General features: G+C 64.8%; 1 protein-coding gene. It reads right to left on the bottom strand.

The window, feature by feature from the left end; all coding sequences use genetic code 11:
• Positions 1-1015: IS1249 family transposase (locus tag BQ7477_RS10970; protein WP_234968837.1), on the bottom strand; the 1015-nt coding region annotated here is incomplete at its 3' end.
• Between the last annotated feature and the right edge of the window lie 65 nt (positions 1016-1080).

Below are 1080 nucleotides of genomic sequence, written 5' to 3'. Positions count from 1 at the left end.
CGGCCCAGCCTTTGCGTGGCCAGAGTCCTTCTTCTGGGGTGGGGGTTCCTTCCGGGATTCCGTGGCGTTTCTGATCGGTGTGGTTGGGGTGTTTGGGTGTGGGGATCCGGCGGGGTGTGGGGCGCCCGTCGTGTTCCCATTGGGTCAGGACTTCGGTGGGGGTCGGGGGTTGTGGGGTGCGCAGGAGGAGAGCCCATTCGGCGATGACGGCTTGGTGGTAGGCACTGGCACCGCGGTGAGCGTGGAGGAGTTCACGCACGACAGCGTTGATGGATTCGACGTGGTTGGTGGTGGCGCAGGCCGGCGGGTCGGCTGGTGTGCCGTCGGGGTTGGTCAGGTAGGTGAACAGCACTCCTTGGCGTGCCAGTCGTGCCAAGCGTCGGTAGGCGCGGCGCGTGCGTTCATGCGTGTACCACCAGGTTTTACCGGTTTTTGACGCCCATGCAGGGTCTTGAGCGGCGAAGGTGCGCTGTGACATCCATTCTCGGAAGGTGTGCCCAAAGTCGTGGAGCATCGTCAACCACGCGCTGGCTTGGTCGACGCTGGTGATGCTCGTCAAGCGTCGTGACAAGGCCAGCAACGCCCGTGCGGGTTCGGTTCTGGGATGCATGGTGAGGTCGCGGATGATGTCACGATGAACGTGGACCAGGCAGCGTTGCACGCGCGTGGAGGGCCATAGGTGCGCGATAGCCGCCAAGGCGCCTGCAGCACCGTCGGTGGTGACCACATCGGCAGGAGCGAGGCGTTCAAGTAGGGCCGTGTAGGCCTGCGCGGATTCGTTGGCCGCCCACTGCCACTCCAGCACATGCTCGCGGTCTCGGGCGATCAGCAGCACCCATTCGCCCGACAGGTGCATGCCGTCAATGAAGATCTGATCGTGGACCTGCCCGGTGACGGGCGGGTGAGGTACCGGCACCTGCCAGCACCAACAGGTACGACGCCGGAAAGCGCGCGCTGAGCCTTCCTGTTCGTCTTGGGTGTGCCGAGACGTCGCCCACGCGATGAAGTCTGCCAGCTCATCGGCTTGTTCGTGTCGGCGCGCACGCCCTGATGGACATGTGGTTGACAGGGCGCACGAGG

This window comes from Actinomyces bouchesdurhonensis (assembly GCF_900128465.1).
Classification (GTDB): Bacteria; Actinomycetota; Actinomycetes; order Actinomycetales; family Actinomycetaceae; genus Pauljensenia; species Pauljensenia bouchesdurhonensis.
This window is presented reverse-complemented; position numbering and strand designations above follow the sequence as displayed.